A 16,860-nucleotide genomic window follows, 5' to 3' on the forward strand; every position below is an offset into this window, starting at 1 on the left:
AAAAACAGAGCAAACATACGGATTGTTTTTGACATTACCATTTCCAAATTGATTATCTTTGCCACTAAAAAAGAAAAAACATGAATATATTATTACTTATCGGGGGATTAATCCTCATTCTTCTAGGAGCTAACGGCTTAACAGACGGTGCCGCCTCAGTAGCCAAGCATTTTCGCATCCCTCCTATCGTAATCGGACTTACCATCGTTGCATTCGGCACTTCTGCCCCGGAACTGACGGTCAGTGTATCTTCTGCTCTCAAAGGAAGCGCGGATATTGCCATAGGCAACGTAGTGGGAAGTAATATATTCAATACATTGATGATTGTGGGCTGCACAGCGTTATTCGCCCCGATTGTCATCACCCGCAATACGCTTAGAAAAGAGATACCGCTCTGCATACTTTCTTCTATGGTCTTGCTAATTTGTGCCAATGATGTATTTCTGGATAAAGCTCCGGAGAATATTCTGAACAGAGTAGACGGTTTATTATTGCTTTGTTTCTTTGTCATCTTCATGGGTTACACCTTTGCCATCGCCTCCAAGCCGACCACGACGGAACAAGCGGGACAGATAGAACCTCCGACCATAGAAGAGGAGACAGAGATCAAATCACTCCCTTGGTGGAAATCCATTCTTTATATCATCGGAGGCTTGGCTGCCCTTATTTTTGGAGGTCAGCTGTTTGTTGACGGTGCCACGGGCATCGCCCGCAACCTGGGTGTCAGCGAATCGGTTATCGGACTGACACTGGTTGCAGGAGGTACTTCTCTTCCTGAACTGGCTACGTCTATCGTTGCCGCATTAAAGAAGAATCCGGAAATTGCCATTGGGAATGTGATTGGTAGTAACCTCTTCAATATATTCTTTGTACTGGGATGTAGCGCCAGCATCACTCCTCTCCATCTTAGTGGAATTACCAACTTTGACCTGTTTACGTTAGTAGGTTCCGGAATTCTGCTTTGGTTATTCGGGCTGTTCTTTGCCAAAAGGACTATCACGAGAATCGAAGGAGGGATTATGATACTTTGTTATGTGGCGTACACGGTGGTATTGATTTATAATTCCTAATTATTATAACAAAACACCTGATATTCAGCTTCATTCCAAGTATTTTTTCCTTCTTTAGACATAGAAACTGGTACGATACGAATATTTAATGATTTTTTCCCTTTAGTATACCTGGCTGGAATTTCAAAGTCATCTTCCAACCAGCGTTTATAAGGGTTACTATCAGCTACATACCATAAACGTTCTGTAACCTCTTCACCATCAACAAAAACACGGGCTGCTTGTCGAGCATCGCTTTGATCGCTCAACCTACGCAAACGCACTCCTTCATTTTGAAAAGATATGTTCACTTTAAAACTACTAAAACTTTCAAACCGGACGGTTTCTCCTACATATAAAATACGATCCTCATTTCCTTCAAAGAAACTTTCCAATTTTGTTCTTCGTACATTACCTATAGCTTTATAAGAGTGCCGTTTAATGGAATGCGAAGAATTTAAATCCAAGCTATCAGTTTTCACTAGTACATTTTTATCTTGGCCATAATAGAATATAGTACCCGAATGTTCCAAATACTGATTGTTATATTCGCCCGACTCTATTCCAAACTTTAGCTCTGAATAGAAAGGATAACTATCGCCTATACAAAAACGAGTCATAGACCATGGGTTATCCGAGAGACCGTCATATCCTCCCATTGGATGCACTTCAGGCGGAGTCGGGAATCCCCAACCAAAACAAACATAACTTTCAGAACCGTCACTTTCAACTTGTGGGGTCCGTTTGCCGTCAATATATACACGAACATCCCCCTCGCAAGAAATGATATGTGAACGTTCGGCATGACATGTAATATGGGCAGCAACCATCTTCCCTCTTCCTTGAATAGCGGCTATCGGACTATCTGTTCCTGCCACATGTTTTCGGGTATAGTATGGTGTATTACGAAAGTATCCGGTATTAGAGGTAGGATAAACCGACCGGGAAACTGCTATTTCTGAGAATCCCAAAGAAACAGGAACACCACTACGATTTTCAATCATTATCTTCGCATGTTTCCAATATGGCATTGGAAAATAATTATAGAACCAGCCGTCCGTATTATATCCAGACAACAAATAGTTGGTATCGTGAAAGCCCAAAGAGTTGCCTCCCAAACACGCTAAAGGACATGAAATATCGGGTTGCTGATGAGCATCCCAAAACATATGAATCCATACATCCTGCAAGTGCTGCTCATTAATCTCCGGAAGATAAAATTTTAAAGAACCAATAGCTCCCTCTCCTTTTTCATCCAATAAAGTAATGGATTCGCCAGCATTAATCTTTTGTTCCGACTTACGATGATATGCCAATTGATCTTTGCACAAAAGATTACTTCCTTGTTTCTTCCATAATTGTATCAAAGTATCATAATTCTCCTTCCCGGTAAAGGTCTTGATACCATTGTCCGCATAAGTGTGGTATACAACATGTCCCCAACCTCCTTCACCTTTGGTTCTTTCATAACCTTCCAGTTTCACATCGGTGGTTACACGGCAGCCCTTGTTAAACGGCATTGGAACAAAACTCCGTGCAACACATATGGGCCCTCTTCCGTTATCAAACGGACCAATATAACTTTCAGCCAAAGGTTTTATAAAAGGCTCTTTCTCTCCGAATTCAGATAAATGTAAACTAAAACGAGGCGTTTCTTCTCCATCAAAATAAAAACGGAAGAGCGGATCACTTGAACTCATATAGCGATGTTGTACAAGATTATAAATACATCCCGGACCATCAACATCAAATATTACCCATTCTCCACGTTGATCCTGGTAAAGACTCCAGTCCCAGTCGGCATTCTTTCCTCTTTTATCAATACTACCTTCATAATGGACAGAGATTCCACGATCTAACAGGGGCAAAGATGCAATATCAACCATTCGAGATATACCATAAGATATACTATCAGTCTGCCAACCCGACTGTGCTACAGAGACTATCGAGCCAATTGCCGACAATGACACAACCCCGAAAACAACAAAACAAACTAAAAAAATACTTCTTTTCATAAGGTGATAAATATAAAATAAAACATGAATCTATCTATAAAATTTAATTCATAAAAGTACGGCAACTTATATAAGCATACAACCACTTTATTATCAAATCAATATACTATTTTAACCTTCAAGCCATCTGTTATCATATTTATTTTCCGGCTTAATCTTTTTTGTATATATATATAATAAGGTAATATACTCTTGCCTTAAATAAATAGTAAGAAAAGTATCAGTATATGATAACAAAGCACTTTTTTACATATTTTTTTTGTGCTTACTTTGCAACGTCCATCTTATATGTTATACCTAATTTATTATGAAAATGAAGAAAGTCATTTTGTTTATCACCTTATTCTCCATGATATCATTATTCAGTTACAGTAAAGATCCTGTAAAACAATGGGGACAACTACAAGTAAAAGGTAATCAATTATGCAGCCAAACCGGAGACCCTATTGTATTAAGAGGGGTTAGTTATGGCTGGCACAACCTATGGCCCAGATTTTACAATAAGCAATCTGTGAAATGGTTGAAAAAAGATTGGAAATGTACCGTTTTACGCGCCGCCATGGGAACAGTTATTGAAGACAACTACATTGAAAATCCGGAATTTGCATTAAAATGCATGAATAAAGTGATTAAAGCGGCAATTAAAAACGACCTCTATATAATAATCGACTGGCATACTTATTATCCACAAAAAAAAGAAGCAAAAGCATTTTTCTCAATGATGGCACAGAAATACGGAAAATATCCTCATATTATTTATGAAATATACAACGAACCTATGGAAGACAGTTGGGAAAGTGTGAAAGAATATGCAACTGATATTATCTCTGAAATACGTAAATATGATCCTGATAATATTATTCTTGTAGGCAGCCCACACTGGGACCAAGACTTACACCTGGTAGCAGAAAGTCCTTTAGAAAGATTCAATAATATAATGTATACCCTCCATTTCTATGCCGCCACTCATAAACAAGAGTTACGGGATAGAGCTGAAGCAGCATGGGAAAAAGGAATTCCCATTTTTGTGTCAGAATGTGCAGGCATGGAATGTACTGGCGATGGCCCATTAGATATACCAGAATGGACTCGTTGGGTAGAATGGCTGGAAAGCAAAAAGATCAGCTGGGTTAACTGGTCCATTTCAGACAAGAACGAAACTTGCTCCATGATTCTTCCGCGAGCAAACAAAAACGGAGGATGGGACGAGTCTTTAATAAAACCTGCAGGACGTCAAAGCCGTAAGTTTATCCGACAATACAACTCACATATTTATAAAAATAAAAAATGATAAAATAATATCAGTTTTAGGCAAATAACGTCAATAATTTACATTCCTTATTTACTAGCTTTGCATCAATAATAAATGTACGAGATTTTATACTAAAGTTAATTTTAAATTTGATAAAAATGAAAAAGAATCTCTTTTCTTTTCCCCGCTCAAAAGTGCGGATGCTAAAAGGATCAAAAGGAGTCTGGCTCTTTTTGATTATGTTCTGGATGATAAATACAGCTGCATCAGCAGCAGGTATTGAAATTAAAGGTACTGTAACAGACAGTAAAGGTGAACCTCTTCCCGGAGTTAATATTGTTGAGTTAGGAGTTAAAAAAAACAATGGTACCATCAGTGATTTAAATGGTAAATATACTATAACAGTAGAAAGCCAAAAATCTGTTCTTCAGTATACTTTTATCGGTTATAAAACAACAGAAGTCACTGTAGGAAACCGTAAAACAATCAATGTTTCACTCAAAGATGATACTCAATCTTTGGATGAAGTAGTAGTTATCGGCTATGGTACAATGAGGAAAAAAGATTTATCCGGAGCCGTTGCTTCTATTAAAAGTGATGACTTGATGCTTGGTAACCCGACCAGCATTTCCCAAGCCCTACAAGGTAAATTAGCTGGTGTACAAGTAAACCAGAGTGATGGTGCTCCCGGTTCAGGTGTAAGTATCACCATACGTGGTGCTAACTCATTCTCTACAAATTCACAACCACTTTACATTGTCGACGGTATTCCGTTTGAGGTAGGAGATACTCCAAGCAGTAAAGCCAACGAGGGCAACAACTCCACCACTAATCCTCTGTCATTGATCAACCCTAATGACATCGAATCAATCGACATTTTAAAGGATGCTTCTGCAACAGCCATTTACGGTTCTCGCGGAGCGAATGGTGTCGTATTGATTACCACTAAAAGAGGTCGTGCCGGAGACGCTAAAGTTGAGTTCTCAGCCAACTTCGGACTTTCTAAAATAGCCAAAATGGTCAAAATGCTGGATGCTTACACTTATGCTAATTATGTAAATGAAGGTGTAATCAACGGAGCTGCTTATGACAATCTTCCCTATTCATACCTTCCTTATCGTGGAAAATGGAACTACCGTCGCGACGAAAACGATAAAATCGTTCCTAACTCCGGTAAATACTATGCTTCACCAGAAGATTATCTCAATCCGGGTTATCGTGAAGACGAATATGGCAATAAAGAATGGGTAGAAGGCACCAACTGGATGGACGAGATCTTACAAGATGCATTAACACAGGAATACAATCTTAGTGTATCAGGAGGAAATGAAAAAAGCAACTATGCATTTTCAGGCAACTATACAGACCAGACTGGTATCATCAAGAATTCAGGTTATGAACGTTTTGCTGTTCGTGCCAACATTGGAAGCCATGTGAAACCCTGGTTAAATACGGGACTAAATATCAACTTTACCCGTTCGTTAACTAAGTTTGCCAAGTCAAATTCTTATGATTATAGTATCATCCGTTCTGCCATGCTTTATTTACCGACATTATATGTAGGAGACAAGACAGAAGATGATTCTTATGCATGGTTGTCAGCCAATCCACGTACATACGTTAATACAGCTAAAGATGAGCTGAAGTCAATCAATGTATTTACTTCTGCGTTTGCCGAGATTAAAATCCTCGACTGTTTGAAATTCCGTCAGAATCTAGGTATCAGTTATTCAGTAAACGATCGCGCAAGTTACTACAATCGTGAAACAGGAGAAGGTAAAGCATCTAACGGACGTGCTGGTAAGAGTGATAACTTCTGGCAGAACTTAACAGCAGAATCATTGGTTACTTTCGATAAGACATTTAACAAGTTACATCATCTCAATGTAGTAGCCGGTTTCACTTACGAAAAATCGGACTGGGGTGGAAAAACAATGAATGCATCCAACTTTCCGACTGACATCACACAAGACTTCGATATGAGCCAGGCATTAAATATTGAAACACCGGCCAGCTATCGAGGTCAAGCAGTTCTAGTCTCTTTATTAGGACGTGCCAACTACACATTCAAGGATCGTTATATTTTCACAGCATCATTCCGTCGTGACGGTTCAAGTCGTTTCGCTCCGGGAAATAAATTCGCGAACTTCGCTTCAGGAGCAGTAGCATGGACCATATCGGAAGAAGAATTCATCAAAAACCTGAATATATTCAGTAACTTAAAATTGCGACTCAGCTACGGTCAAACCGGTAATCAAGCTATCAGCAGTTACCAGACTATCGCTTCACTTGCACCATCCAATTACCCTCTGGACGGAACATTAAGCAGCGGATTTGCAGGACAAACTTACAAAGGTCCTTTGAATGATAAACTCAAATGGGAAACAACCGACCAATATAATGTCGGGCTCGACATGGGATTCTGGAATAACAGAATTAGTTTATCCGCTAACTATTATTACAAGAAAACCAATGACCTGCTACAAAATGTATCTATACCGAACAGTACCGGTTATACTACAATGTGGACGAATTTCGGCCATGTAAAAAACAAAGGACTTGAACTAACTGGTAAAATCATTGCATTAGACAAAAAAGACTGGAGCCTAGACTTCGACGGCAACATCTCTTTTAATAAAAATGAAATCGGAGGTTTAACAGCTGACCAATATGCTAACCAATTATGGTATAGTGCCAAAGAAGTATTTCTGCAAAGAAACGGACTACCTATCGGAACAATCTTCGGCTATATAGAAGACGGCTTCTATGATAATATAGCAGAAGTCCGTGCAGATCCAATATATGCTAAAGCATCTGATGATGAGGCTCGCAGAATGATCGGTGAAATCAAATATCTGGACAAAAACAATGACGGAAAAATAACGTCAGAAGACCGCGCCATCATCGGTGATACCAATCCTGATTTTATTTATGGTTTGAACGCCAATTTGCGATGGAAAAATCTGACTTTGGGATTGTTCTTCCAAGGAACTCATGGAAATGATATTTTTAACGGAAACTTGACTAATATCGGAATGAGCAGTATTGCAAATATCACTCAAGATGCTTATGATTCACGCTGGACACCAGAGAATGCAGCTAACGCCAGATGGCCTCGCGTCACTACTGCAATGACTCGTGACATGAAACTCTCCGATCGTTATGTAGAAGATGGTTCTTACTTCAGACTAAAAACAATCAACTTAAACTACAATTTCGGTTCAGTCATAAAAGGTATTAGCAATTTGTCTGTTTTCGGTACAGTAACAAACGTATTCACGATTACAGGTTATAGTTGGTTTGATCCGGATGTAAACGCCTTTGGTTCTGACGCTTCTAGAAGAGGAGTTGATATTTTCTCATACCCGAGCAGCAGAACATATTCAATAGGTTTTAAATTAACTTTATAATCTCAAGAAATGATGAAAAAGAAAAATATATTCATATATCTGATGGCATCCAGTCTCCTATTATCCGGAGCAGTAATGACATCATGCGAAAGTATGATCGAAGAAAAGCCTTTCGACTTCATTGTCCCTGAAGATGTTGAGGATTCTGATAATGGTGCCGACATGTGGGTAACAGGAGTATATAATACATTACACGAAGCCATGTTCAGATACGGTAGTTTCCCACGACCGCTGGATTATGACTGTGACTATATTTCCGGTGCAGTATGGCAGTTCAGCCAGTTTGGAAGCGGTAACTTCCAGGGAGGTGACGGACAGGCCGATGTACTTTGGACCGGAATGTACTCGTTGATTAACCGGGCAAATATAGCGGTCTCTGAAATCAATAAGATGCAGAATGTATCGGAAGAATTTAAAAAGAATGCATTAGGAGAATGTTATTTTCTTAAAGCATGGGCATATTTCTACTTGGTACGTGCTTATGGAGCTATCCCTATTTATTCGGTCAGTGTAAACGAATCCGGACAATATACTAACAATCCGCGTATTCCGATTGCACAAGTCTACACGGAAACAATCATACCTTTGCTTAAAGATGCTAAAGATATGATTTATAAAAACACAGATAATGGCTTTAAACCCGGAAGAGTCTGTGCTGCAACTGCAGCAGGTTTGTTAGCCAAAGTATATGCAACTATCGGTTCTGCTTCCATGTCTACCGGAGAACAAATAACAGTAAAAACCGGTGCACCGTTTGTTATGCAGAATGTAAATGGTACTATGACCAAAGTGTATACAGAACCTGTTCCGACAACATTCTCCAAGGATCAAGTTGCCGGTTACGAAAGCTTTTCTTCTCAAGAATATTACAGACTGGCCTACGAAGTTGCGGGAGATGTAATCGGAGGAGAATATGGGACACACAAACTTGAGGACTATGATTTGATTTGGTCTCCTTCCGGCAAAACTTGTAGTGAACACTTATTCGGTTTACAAACTAAATCCGGTGATGAATTATACGGTACACTATTCAGCTCGCACTACTGTGGCAGACTCAATGCAGCAGGAAACATAGACAATAGTTTAACGGTAGGATGTAGAAAACACTGGTATCTATTGTTTGAAGAAAAAGACTACCGCGTGGACAAAGGAGTGTTGCATTGTTGGATACGTCAGAACTCCGATACAAGTTGGGGTGGTGGTTCATACTATCCGAACTTTGGGAAATGGCAACGTATGGTTGAAGCCAAAGAGCCTCCGTTCGATAATCCAAAAGTAACCTCCGGATGGAGATGTGATGAAGCAGGTTCAGAACAGTTCTTTGCTTTCACCACTAAATATTCACAACAAATAGCCGATCAGACTCAACCTCGTACAGATGCCAATTACCCATTTTTACGTTATGCTGATGTTGTTCTAATTTTTGCAGAAGCAGCTAATGAATTAAATGGTCCGACAAAAGAATCGGTAGACGCTTTAAATGATGTCCGCACCCGTAGTAACGCAACAGGTAAAGAACTGGCAAACTTTATAGATAAAACCAGCCTGCGTTCTGCAATCCTTGAAGAACGTGCAATGGAATTAGCCTTGGAAGGCGATCGTCGTTGGGATTTAATACGTTGGGGAATTTATTTGCAGGCAATGAATGCTCTAGGCGGAATGGATGAAGCCAATAACGTAAAACAACGTTCCAGTAAACATCTGCTATTCCCGATTCCGACTCTTGAAATCCTGACGAACCAAGGAATTAATGAGAATAATCCTGGCTGGGATTAATCACTTATAACCATGTAATAAAACAGATTATGAAGAAAATAAAATATTTTGCAATAATCGCAGCATCCATATTTGCTTTAACATCCTGTACGGATATTGTTGAAGTCGACGATCTGAAAGCCAAAGAAAACAAACCGTCAACAGGTGCTCCGACTGTAGACAAAGTTGTTTTGGCAACAGATGCTGAATTTCCCATTGAGGGAGCGAATTTCGAACAAGTAGTACGAATTGAGGGAACAAATCTCGGAGACATCACCTCTCTAAAATTCAATGATATCGAAGTGGACAGCAAGGAGGTATATTCGACCTACGATATGCTTCTCGCACCTATTCCCCGTGCACTTCCTAAAGAAGTGACCAACACGATTTATATTACAACCAAACACGGAGAACTAAGTATTCCTTTTGTTGTTTCCATCCCTGATTTAACAATCAATGGACTCAAAAATGAATTTACCCAACCGGGAGATACGACAGTTATTACAGGTGACAACTTTGACCTCTACGGTATTACAATCGAAGAAGCAATTGTTAATCTAGGTAATTTACCGGTAAATGTAATCGATGCCACTCGTACAGAACTGACAATAGAAATCCCAGCAAATGCCACTCCAAAATCTACCCTTACTATAAAAGGAGCCAACATGGATGAAGCATACAAGCTCACATACATGGACCCGGGAGTATCTCAACTTTTTGATTTCAACAATTGGCCGGGAAGCGGTGCCTTTACACATTCCAGCCAATTCCCTGATGCCCCGAAAAATTTCTTATGTGACGGCACATTAGAAGGGCAACCGGAACCATTAGTAGAAGGAGGAAAATATATTCGATTCAATAATTCCGTAAAAGCTTGGGGATGGATGGTTATGTGGGCAGGATATATTACTGTACCGGCAGAAGTAGCCGCAGATCCTTCATCATACGATTTAAGATTTGAAATCTGTACTGGAGCTAAATTCCCGATATCAGCCCAAGCGCGCATCATCTTAGGAGATTATGGATGGTATCCTTCCAAAGGAGGAATTCCAGTCAATACTTATGGCGGATGGCAAACAGTACGGATCAGTGCTGACACAGAAACATTGTTGCCCAATCCTATTGATCCTAGTACCAACACAGCTTTCAAAATCATATTTTCTCCCGAATCTGCTCAAGAATTTGATTTAAGTATGTGTAATTTCAGATTTGTTCATAAGTAAAGATAAAAAGGGAACGCTTTAGTATGGGCGTTCCCTCATAAACAAAAATGATTCGATTTATGCTAAAAGACTTATTTTCATTATTAACGATTGTAGCACTTCTATTTTCATCTTGTTCCAAATCAGACGAAGAAGAAAATGGTGATGAGCCTCAACCAACCAAACAAACAGCTTATTTTGGAGTTAACCTGTCAGGAGCTGAATTTGGGAATGTGTATCCGGGGGTGGATGGTACCCACTATGGTTATCCCACAGAAAAAGATTTGGATTACTTTAAAGCCAAAGGCCTTTATCTGGTACGTTTTCCTTTTCGTTGGGAACGTATACAACCCACAATGAATGGGGAATTAAATGCAACAGAGCTGGCAAAAATGAAGAAATTCGTCAAAGCCGCTGAAGATAGAAACATACAGATACTTCTGGATATGCATAACTTTGGAAGATATTGTGTATATTGCGACGGTCAAAGTTCACAAAATAATCAATATGCAATCATTGGTAATGCACGATGCACTGTTGACAATTTCTGTGACGTATGGAAGAAACTGGCAAAAGAGTTTAAAGACTATAAAAATATCTGGGGTTACGACATCATGAATGAGCCCTACGAAATGCTGGCATCGACACCATGGGTTAACATAGCCCAAGCCTGCATTAATGCCATCCGCACTATAGATACTAAAACGACCATCATAGTTAGCGGAGACGAATTCAGCTCTGCCAGACGATGGAAAGAATGCAGTGACAATCTGAAAACTCTTACAGATCCAAGTAATAACCTGATATTCCAGGCACATATATATTTCGATTCGGATTCTTCCGGAAACTATAATAAAGGATATGATGAAGATGGTGCAACCGTTCAAACAGGGGTGGCTCGTTTGAAACCATTTGTTGACTGGCTGAAAGAGAATAATAAACGTGGATTCGTCGGTGAATATGGTATACCTGATACTGACGGTCGTTGGGTAGATATTCTTGATGCAGCACTTAAATATCTACAAGAAAATGGAATAAACGGAACTTACTGGTCTGCCGGTCCACGATGGGGTGATTATCCCTTATCTGTCCAACCGACCAATAATTACACACAGGATCGTCCGCAATTAAGCACGCTCCTGAAATATAAAAGTACACAACAATAATCAGAATAAATACTGTCCATGAGAACTCGAATCATCACTATTATCACTTTACTGCTATCCACTCCAATGGTTATTGCACAAAAATCAATGGATGAGATAGACAGAGAAAGCTTTGCAGCAAAGCTATCTCCAATGGAAGTAAAAGGTATACAGATGACTGAAACAGGAAATATTCCTCTTGTCAGAGATACTCCTGCAAACATCTTTTTAGACGGAACCTGGCAACTGGCAGAAGGAGGAACTGAAAAAGAACGTTTACACACTATCTGGACAGATCAAATACCTGCCTATGTGCCTGGTAGTATTCACACCGCATTAGTAGAAAATGGAATCATACCCGATCCATACATCGGACAGAATGACTCTATTGCAGAAAAACAATCTTACAAAACATGGTGGATGAAGCGGGAGTTCGAACTAGACTCCCCCTCATCTCACTCTATATTATCTTTTGGCGGAATCGCTAACAAATGTACAATATGGCTCAATGGAAAACTTTTGGGAACACACGAAGGTATGTTCGGAGGGCCCGATTTTTCAATAGGTAACTATTTAAAGAATAAAAATACTCTCATAGTAAAACTAGAAGCCATCCCTCAAATGTTTCTGGGCAACTGGCCTCCCAACGCAAATGAAAGTTGGAAATATACAGTTGTATTCAATTGCGTTTATGGATGGCATTATGCACAAATCCCATCATTAGGAATCTGGCGTAGTGTTCAATTAAAAGAACAAGCCGCAGTAGAAATAGAATCACCCTTCATCGCTACTCGTTCGCTCGATGGTCAAATGCGCTTAACTCTTGATCTGCATAAAAAATCATCTCCATTAAAAGGAGTATTATATGCAGAAGTATCTCCCAAGAACTTCAAAGGAATAACACAATATTATCGTTTCGACATAAATAGTCCGAAAAAACAGGAAACTTTATCTTTAGACTTTCAAATCAAAGATCCGCATCTTTGGTGGCCCAATGACAGAGGAGAACAATCACTATATGACCTCAACCTATTCTTCGTTCCACAAAAAGGGAAGACAGCCCATATAAAAACGTCGTTCGGTATACGGACTATTGAGATGAGACCATTAATTGATGGTGCTAAAGAAGATTATTATAACTGGACATTCGTCATCAATGGCAAGCCGATGTTCATAAAAGGAACAGGCTGGTGCACTATGGATGCATTAATGGACTTCTCAAGAAATAAATACGAACATTTGCTCCAGATAGCCCAAAGGCAACACATACAAATGTTAAGAGCCTGGGGAGGAGGAATGCCCGAAACCGATGATTTTTACGAATTATGCGATAAATATGGTATTTTAGTCATGCAAGAATGGCCAACGGCCTGGAATAGCCATAACACGCAACCGTACACTATCCTGCAAGAAACAGTGGAAAGAAATACCAAACGATTAAGAAATCACCCTTCTCTTATTATGTGGGGAGCAGGGAATGAATCAGATAAACCATTCGGACCTGCAATTGACATGATGGGACGACTTAGTATAGAACTTGACGGAACACGTCCCTTCCATCGTGGGGAAGCCTGGGGAGGCAGCCTGCACAATTATAACTGCTGGTGGGACGATGCTCATCTTAATCACAATTTGAATATGACCGCTCCTTTTTGGGGAGAATTTGGGATAGCATCATTGCCTCACATCGAGACAGTGCGTAGATATTTGGACGAGGAAAAAGAAGTGTGGCCTCCCCAAAGGAGCGGTAATTTCACGCACCACACTCCTATCTTCGGAACGATGAGAGAAATGGAGAAACTTACTCAATATTCTGGTTATTTTATGCCGAAGGACTCGCTGGCTTCTTTCATACTCGGGTCACAGTTAGCACAAGTAGTAGGAGTGCGCCATACATTAGAACGGGCACGCACATTATGGCCTCATACTACCGGAGCACTTTATTATAAGATGAACGATAACTATCCTGGTGTATCATGGTCATGTGTAGACTATTATGGTATCATAAAACCCGTTCACTATTTTGTGCAAAAGTCTTTTGCCCCGTTAGCAGCAGTCATGCTATTTGACCGCAGCAACCTTGCCAGTCAAGAAGTCAGTCTTCCTGTCTATCTACTTGATGACTGCCAAACATTAGAGAAAGAACCTTATCAAGTCAAAGTATCTATATACAATGCATTACTAGATACTGTTGCCACCCATACTTTCAACGGTACTGGCGATGAGAATGTTGTCAAGAAACTAGGAGAAATAAATCTGAATAGAGAACAAACCAAATCGACCATGCTATTCTTTGTTCTGGACATAATCAAAGATAACAAAAACATATATCGGAATTATTACTTTACCAATTACGAAGTACGTCCGGGCTCCATCGTATCAATGCCCCAAACAGAAATTAAAATGGAACGCACAGGTAATATGGTGACTTTAACAAATACAGGAAAGCACCCTGCTATCGGAGTACACGTAGAAGTACCAGAAAAAATGGACCAACTTATCGTTTCGGAGAACTATATATGGCTTAACCCACAAGAATCAAAAATATTAAAAATAAATTTGGAATCTCCAGTTATTGTAAAAGGCTGGAATCTTCAATCACCCTATTAAACAGAACATTATGAAAAAAGTTTTTATTTCGGCTTTTCTACTACTTAGCCTTCTTACTCTAAATGGATGTAAAAGTAATCAACCTCCGGTAAAAGAGACAGGTGAACCTTACGGAGTAAACTTGGCATGCGCGGACTTCGGTTCATCTTTCCCCGGTGAGTATAATAAAGACTATACCTACCCGACAGATCAAGACCTCGAATATTGGCAAAAGAAAGGGCTGAAACTTATCCGGTTACCATTTAAATGGGAACGGCTACAACTTGACTTAAAAGGACCGCTAAACCAACATGACCTCAATAAAATGAAAGAATTGGTCAGAGCAGCAGAGAAACGCGATATGGTGGTTCTTCTCGACTTACACAATTACTGTCGCCGCTTCATGAACAACGAACATACCCTCATTGGAAACAATGGATTAACAATCGAAGACCTAGCTTCTTTCTGGCAAGCTATTGCTAAAGAATTCTCGACTTTTAAAAACATATATGGCTACGGGCTAATGAACGAACCACATGATCTGGCCCCGGGAACCAAGTGGTTCGACATGGCGCAAGCGTCCATCAATGCCATACGAGAAGTCGACACAAATACGCTTATTATGGTAGGCGGCAACGACTGGTCATCAGCAGAGCGCTGGATTGAACAGAGTGATACACTCAAATTCTTAAAAGACCCGGCTAATAACCTTGCTTTTGAAGCTCATGTATATTTTGACAAGGATGCATCCGGTACATACAAATATTCATACGAAGAGGAAGAATGTTATCCAGAGAAAGGAATCGACCGGGTAAAACCATTTGTAGAATGGATCAAGCAGAATAAATTCCATGGTTTTATCGGAGAGTATGGAATACCCGACAACGATCCCCGTTGGAATGAAACCCTCGACTTATTCTTGGGATATTTACAAGAAAATGGGATCAATGGTACATATTGGGCTGCGGGTCCGTGGTGGGATACCTATTTCATGGCAATCACCCCCAAAGACGGGAAAGACAGACCGCAAATGCCTATCATTGAGAAATATACAAGTACCTTAAAAAAATAGAATTATGTTCAAACGATTCTCCATCTGCTATATTTTATTCATGTTTTGTATAACTGGAACTTCCGCCCAAGAAGACCGGTGGACAGGAAACGCCACGAATCTATCCAAAGGAAACTTAAGGGTAAATTCTTCAGGACGTTACCTAGAATACAGTGACGGAACTCCTTTTCTCTACATGGGAGATACAGCATGGGAACTCATCAGCCGCTTAAATGACAAAGAGACTGAACTATATTTGGAGAATCGCAGAGAAAAAGGATTTACCGTCATACAAACGGTAATCCTGGATGAATTAGATGATATGGATGTTTCATCTAACGGAGAACCTAAGTTAAGTGACGGCAATATTGACAAGCCCGCTCCCGGCTATTTCACTCATGTAGACAAAGTTATTTCTCTGGCAGCAGCCAAAGGTTTATACATAGCTCTACTACCAACCTGGGGAGATAAGGTAGACAAACAATGGGGAAAAGGACCGGAGATTTTTACACCGGAAAATGCATATAGATACGGCAAATGGTTAGGAGAACGCTATATGAACGCACCCAATCTGATATGGATAATAGGAGGTGATCGAAGTGGAGACGGAAAAAACTTTGCCATTTGGAATGCATTAGCAACCGGTATTAAAAGTGTAGACAAAAACCATTTGATGACCTATCATCCTCATGGAGAGCACTCATCCTCGTTCTGGTTTCACAATGCTTCGTGGCTGGATTTTAATATGTGTCAATCCGGACACGCACAACAAGATTTCGCAATCTATCAACGTCTGCTTTTGCCCGATTTAAAAAAGGAACCACACAAGCCATGCATGGACGGAGAACCCCGATATGAAAATATTCCGATCAATTTCAAAAAAGAAAATGGAAGATTTGGAGATGATGATATCCGCCATACACTTTACCAAAGTATGTTCAGCGGAGCTTGTGGATATACATACGGCTGTAATGATATATGGCAGATGTTTGATACCGGACGTGAGCCTAAATGTGACGCCGACACTCCATGGTACCAATCAATGGATAAACAAGGAGCATGGGACTTAATTCACTTTCGCAGATTATGGGAAAAATTTGACTTTACTCAAGGAAAAAAACAACAAACCATCTTTGGCAATATACCTTTAGAAAATAAAAACTATCCCGTAGCATTCGGCAACAAAGACTACTTATTAGTATATTTTCCACTAGGTGGAGAGAGAACGATTTATTTGCCTTCAATGAAGGCATCCAAACGGTCTTTAAAGTGGATGAATCCTCGCAATGGAAGAATCACATTCCATCAAAATACAACAGCAGATACCATTCTCGTATCCTCTCCCACAAAGGGAAAAGGAAATGACTGGGTTTTAATTATAGAATAATTAAC

The 16,860-nt window shown here is 39.8% G+C and carries 10 protein-coding genes; 9 read left to right on the top strand and 1 reads right to left on the bottom strand.

The annotated features are described in order from the left end of the window. Positions 1 to 80 precede the first annotated feature (80 nt). The gene (locus GD631_RS03740) at positions 81 to 1,070 is read left to right on the top strand and encodes a calcium/sodium antiporter (RefSeq protein ID WP_143258928.1); all 990 of its coding nucleotides are present in this window, start codon (positions 81 to 83) and stop codon (positions 1,068 to 1,070) included. Here GD631_RS03740 and GD631_RS03745 read toward each other — a convergent pair. Then, complete coding sequence (locus GD631_RS03745; RefSeq protein ID WP_143258927.1) at positions 1,067 to 3,064, bottom strand: DUF2961 domain-containing protein; 1,998 nt, start codon at positions 3,062 to 3,064, stop codon at positions 1,067 to 1,069. The two genes, GD631_RS03740 and GD631_RS03745, sit on opposite strands and share 4 nt — an antisense overlap. Before the next feature lie 313 nt (positions 3,065 to 3,377). On the opposite strand from GD631_RS03745, the gene GD631_RS03750 reads away from it, so the two are divergent. From GD631_RS03750 to GD631_RS03785, 8 genes are all read left to right on the top strand, one after another. Continuing rightward, positions 3,378 to 4,355, top strand: a complete 978-nt coding sequence (locus GD631_RS03750) for a glycoside hydrolase family 5 protein (RefSeq protein WP_143258973.1) — start codon at positions 3,378 to 3,380, stop codon at positions 4,353 to 4,355. 119 nt (positions 4,356 to 4,474) lie between these two features. After that, positions 4,475 to 7,726, top strand: coding sequence for a SusC/RagA family TonB-linked outer membrane protein (locus GD631_RS03755; protein WP_115483937.1), 3,252 nt, complete (start codon positions 4,475 to 4,477; stop codon positions 7,724 to 7,726). 12 nt (positions 7,727 to 7,738) lie between these two features. Next, the gene (locus GD631_RS03760; RefSeq protein WP_143258972.1) at positions 7,739 to 9,502 is read left to right on the top strand and encodes a RagB/SusD family nutrient uptake outer membrane protein; all 1,764 of its coding nucleotides are present in this window, start codon (positions 7,739 to 7,741) and stop codon (positions 9,500 to 9,502) included. A gap of 29 nt (positions 9,503 to 9,531) precedes the next feature. Beyond that, on the top strand, positions 9,532 to 10,704 hold the full coding sequence (locus GD631_RS03765; RefSeq protein WP_143258926.1) for a glycan-binding surface protein: 1,173 nt from the start codon (positions 9,532 to 9,534) through the stop codon (positions 10,702 to 10,704). A gap of 59 nt (positions 10,705 to 10,763) precedes the next feature. Continuing rightward, on the top strand, positions 10,764 to 11,849 hold the full coding sequence (locus GD631_RS03770) for a glycoside hydrolase family 5 protein (RefSeq protein ID WP_143258925.1): 1,086 nt from the start codon (positions 10,764 to 10,766) through the stop codon (positions 11,847 to 11,849). Between the two features lie 18 nt (positions 11,850 to 11,867). Next, entirely contained in the window at positions 11,868 to 14,438 is a 2,571-nt protein-coding gene (locus tag GD631_RS03775; protein ID WP_143258924.1) for a glycoside hydrolase family 2 protein, read from the top strand. Between the two features lie 10 nt (positions 14,439 to 14,448). Continuing rightward, positions 14,449 to 15,489: a glycoside hydrolase family 5 protein gene (locus GD631_RS03780; protein ID WP_143258923.1), complete on the top strand. Its 1,041-nt coding sequence runs from the start codon at positions 14,449 to 14,451 to the stop codon at positions 15,487 to 15,489. A gap of 4 nt (positions 15,490 to 15,493) precedes the next feature. Continuing rightward, complete coding sequence (locus GD631_RS03785) at positions 15,494 to 16,855, top strand: glycoside hydrolase family 140 protein (RefSeq protein ID WP_143258922.1); 1,362 nt, start codon at positions 15,494 to 15,496, stop codon at positions 16,853 to 16,855. Positions 16,856 to 16,860 lie beyond the last annotated feature (5 nt).

It is taken from the genome of Bacteroides luhongzhouii, assembly GCF_009193295.2.
Taxonomy (GTDB): domain Bacteria; phylum Bacteroidota; class Bacteroidia; order Bacteroidales; family Bacteroidaceae; genus Bacteroides; species Bacteroides luhongzhouii.

Bases quoted from the DNA above. Each gene is read 5' to 3' on its own strand.
- GD631_RS03760 (WP_143258972.1), top strand. From the start codon at position 7,739: ATGAAAAAGAAAAATATATTCATATATCTGATGGCATCCAGTCTCCTA.
- GD631_RS03780 (WP_143258923.1), top strand. From the start codon at position 14,449: ATGAAAAAAGTTTTTATTTCGGCTTTTCTACTACTTAGCCTTCTTACT.
- GD631_RS03740 (WP_143258928.1), top strand. From the start codon at position 81: ATGAATATATTATTACTTATCGGGGGATTAATCCTCATTCTTCTAGGA.
- GD631_RS03745 (WP_143258927.1), bottom strand. From the start codon at position 3,064: ATGAAAAGAAGTATTTTTTTAGTTTGTTTTGTTGTTTTCGGGGTTGTG.
- GD631_RS03755 (WP_115483937.1), top strand. From the start codon at position 4,475: ATGAAAAAGAATCTCTTTTCTTTTCCCCGCTCAAAAGTGCGGATGCTA.
- GD631_RS03770 (WP_143258925.1), top strand. From the start codon at position 10,764: ATGCTAAAAGACTTATTTTCATTATTAACGATTGTAGCACTTCTATTT.
- GD631_RS03785 (WP_143258922.1), top strand. From the start codon at position 15,494: ATGTTCAAACGATTCTCCATCTGCTATATTTTATTCATGTTTTGTATA.
- GD631_RS03765 (WP_143258926.1), top strand. From the start codon at position 9,532: ATGAAGAAAATAAAATATTTTGCAATAATCGCAGCATCCATATTTGCT.
- GD631_RS03775 (WP_143258924.1), top strand. From the start codon at position 11,868: ATGAGAACTCGAATCATCACTATTATCACTTTACTGCTATCCACTCCA.
- GD631_RS03750 (WP_143258973.1), top strand. From the start codon at position 3,378: ATGAAGAAAGTCATTTTGTTTATCACCTTATTCTCCATGATATCATTA.